This is a genomic window from Desulfitobacterium sp. (assembly GCF_982384815.1).
Window position 1 is genome coordinate 1 of the sequence record NZ_CEVWNY010000173.1, and the last position, 3425, is coordinate 3425.

Annotated in this window: 4 protein-coding genes and 1 pseudogene; all 5 read left to right on the forward strand. The window is 44.6% G+C overall.

The window, feature by feature from the left end; translation table 11 throughout:
- On the forward strand, positions 1-638 hold a 638-nt coding region (locus tag AC1U9U_RS15695), incomplete at its 5' end, for a DNA translocase FtsK (protein ID WP_479961490.1).
- A gap of 290 nt (positions 639-928) precedes the next feature.
- The gene (locus AC1U9U_RS15700) at positions 929-1291 is read left to right on the forward strand and encodes a DUF1540 domain-containing protein (RefSeq protein ID WP_479961491.1); all 363 of its coding nucleotides are present in this window, start codon (positions 929-931) and stop codon (positions 1289-1291) included.
- Positions 1292-1413: 122 nt separating this feature from the next.
- Complete coding sequence (locus AC1U9U_RS15705; RefSeq protein ID WP_479961492.1) at positions 1414-1854, forward strand: DMT family transporter; 441 nt, start codon at positions 1414-1416, stop codon at positions 1852-1854.
- A gap of 141 nt (positions 1855-1995) precedes the next feature.
- Positions 1996-3225: a M48 family metallopeptidase gene (locus AC1U9U_RS15710; protein WP_479961493.1), complete on the forward strand. Its 1230-nt coding sequence runs from the start codon at positions 1996-1998 to the stop codon at positions 3223-3225.
- Positions 3226-3343: 118 nt separating this feature from the next.
- Positions 3344-3425: pseudogene (gene kapD, locus AC1U9U_RS15715) on the forward strand (3'-5' exonuclease KapD); the annotation flags it as partial.

Sequence of the window (3425 nt, forward strand, 5' to 3'; positions counted from 1 at the left end):
ATGAGCTTGCAGATCTGATGATGGTGGCCGCCAATGAAGTAGAAGAATCTATTTGCCGTCTTGCTCAAATGGCGAGGGCGGCGGGAATCCATTTGGTTATTGCGACGCAAAGGCCTTCGGTAGATGTTATTACAGGGGTAATCAAAGCGAATATTCCCAGCCGTATTTCCTTTGCCGTAAGTTCTCAGATTGATTCACGTACCATTCTTGATTGCACAGGTGCCGAGAAATTATTGGGTAGAGGGGATATGTTATATTCACCTCAGGGAATGAATAAACCTATGCGTGTTCAAGGCTGTATGGTAACCGATGATGAGGTGCAGAGGGTTATTTCCCACTGGAAGGCCCAAGGGTCCCCGGAGTATCTCGATCCGGAAGGCTTCACAAATGCCGGTACAACGGAAAAAGGGGAAGGTGGTGGCCCGGATGATGAGTTGTTTGTTGAGGCCGGTCGGCTTATCATCACTACCGGTATGGCATCTGTTTCCTATTTGCAGCGCAAGCTGAAATTGGGCTATGCCAGGGCTGCCCGCTTGATTGATTTGTTGGAGGACGAAGGAGTGGTCGGCGGCTATGAAGGCAGTAAACCACGTCAAATCTTGCTGACTATAGAAGAATTTGAAGAGCGCTTTGGTTAAATTCTCCGTCAAGATGCCTTGCACATTCACCCCGCGTCGGAGCTGTTCACTTGTCGCCTTTGCTACCACGCCAAACCTCCGGGTAATACGTGATGTGAACCCCTGGCGCGGCTTTACGCTTTGGCGACAGCGTTTACGACGCTCCTCTGCTATAAAGGTTCAATCTACAAGGCAGCTCGCCTGTTTATCTGATGGTGCAGTATAGCGACATACATATTTTCTGGAAGTGAGAGGAAATACTAATCCTGATCCATTTGTTAGACTGTAGTTGGAAAGGAAGGAGCAGGATTATGAGCATCCAATTAAAATGTGACGCTGTTAACTGTTTGTACAATCGCAGTCGTTTATGTTCTGCGGAGAAGATCGAGGTTCAAGGTGGGCAAACCATGGGAGGAGATGCCACCTTCTGTGGTACCTTTAGCTCAAAAACGGTGGGGAACTTCATTTCTTCTCTGGGAAATATGAATTACAGCGAAGCCCTCAGGCAGACTGTCTCTGCGGAGCCGGTTATGGACCCTACGGTCCATTGTAATGCAGTGAATTGTACCTATAATTCCGATAAAATGTGTCATGCGGATCAGGTTGAAATTCGCAATGAGGTTTCTAATACAGCCGAAGAAACGGAATGCGAAACCTTTTACCCGAAAAATTAAGGAATGACTCTTTAGTCAAAAGCTTGCCTAATCTTATGGCAAGCTTTACTTTTTTTAATGTATAATAGAAATTATGGAAAAGACAAAAAGGAATTATGAAGGAGCAAACGATGGACTTGAGTATGAAAGGGTTATTTGTTTTCGTAGCAATGTTAGGTGGAATGATGCTCGCTGTCCAAACCCCTATTAATGGCTCCTTGGGTCGACGAATCGGGGGAATCGAAGGGGCGCTGGTATCCTTTACGGTGGGAATGATATGCCTAACCATTGTCGTATTGGTTTTTGGACAAGGTAATCTCAGGGAAGTGGTTGCAGTTCCCAAATTGTTTTTGATCGGGGGAGCTTTAGGGGCAATTGCTGTAACTTGCTCGATCTTAGCTGTTCAAAGAATCGGAGTGGCAGGGACTTTAACTGCAGCTGTTGTCGGTCAGCTTCTAGTAGGAATAATCATCGATCATTATGGAATTTTAGGGGTAACGAGAACTCCCTTGGATAGCTATAGATTATTGGGGCTATTACTGATGATCGGCGGACTGTATCTGATCTTAAGGCAGAATTTATGATTATTTTGCACATAAGCACAATTCCTAATTGCCACCGCCATAATTTACCTTTGCGAAACATATAATAAAGTAGTAAATATTTTTAGAAAAGGACTTGTGGAAATCAAGGTCAGATTTCCATTAACTTTCAGGAGGGTTGGAATGAAAATTCGCAGCAATACTTTGTGGATACCTCTAATTATTTTATCCCTCCTTTTTAGTCTGCTTTACTTCCGGTATGCTCTTTTTCCCGGTGGGATTCGGGCGGAAGCGATCAATCTATTCGGCTTGGAACAGGTTCAGCAAGGAAGGTCTTATAGTAAAGGAATCAGAATCTCCTATATCCTTAACTTCATGCTTCAGGCCTTCTTTCTTATCTGGTTCCTAACCCTGGGCCGAGGCAGCCGCTTCTCCCAAGCATGCGAGCTCTGGGCAGGGAAAAATAAATGGCTGGGCTTTATGGCTTTTTATTTTGTTCTTTGGGTTATTTTAACTTTACTTAGCTTGCCTTTTACTTTCTTCAGCGGTTTTTATTGGCAGCATTTATGGGGATTCTCGACCCAAACCTTGGGGTTTTGGTGGGCCGATTTCCTTAAACAATCTTTAATCGATCTGGTTTTGGGTGGTATGGGCGCCCTGCTTTTGTACTTTGCTTTTCGTGCCTGGCCCAAAACATGGTGGATCATTTGCAGCGTTTTGTTTTCACTCTGGCTGATAATCCAGAGTCTGCTTTGGCCGGTTATCGTTGCTCCCATCTTTAATAATTTTCAGCCCATTGGTGACTTAGAGATTAGAGATACAGTTTATGAGCTGGCGGAAAAGGGCGGTTTAGGGATTGAGGAAATACTTGTCATGGATGCCAGTCAAAGAACAACTAAAGCCAATGCTTATTTTGCCGGTGTCGGAAAAACGAAGCGGATTGTCCTTTACGACAATCTTTTAAACCAGTATTCTTTTGCCGAAGTTAAGGCGGTAATTGCTCATGAGATGGCTCATTGGCAAAAAGGTCATATTGCCAGAGGGCTAGCCTTAGGAACTTTGGGGAGTTTTTTAATCTGGGGAGGAGCCTATTTGGTTCTTCGACCGAAAATGTCCAGGAATCATGTTCCACCCCTTGCCTGGGCCATATTTGCTCTGTATATATTGCTAATCAACTTTACCAGTGCACCGATTCAGAATTCCTTTTCCCGACAGATGGAAATTGAAGCAGACCAAACTTCCGTCATGCTGACAAAAGACCCGGCCACAGCGGTCAGGCTACAGGTTAATCTGGCCCTGAAAAATCGTTCCGATCTATCACCGCCGGGGTTTATTGAATGGTTTAGTTATACACACCCTTCGGTACTGACCCGGATCGAAAAAATACGAGAAATCGAGTCAAGTAGTGAATGAAGTAAGGATAAGTCAACTGGACTTCAGGCGGATATGGACTTCCGCCCGAACTTTCCTATATACTATATAAATAGGATTGATCTGCTTAGAGCGGCAAGTAGAGAGTGGAGGTTGCGTAATGGACTTTTTGGTTGTGGATTTTGAGTTTTCGGTTCCTCGCAGTTATGGTAAGCCGAGAGCCTGGTTTCCGGAAATTATTG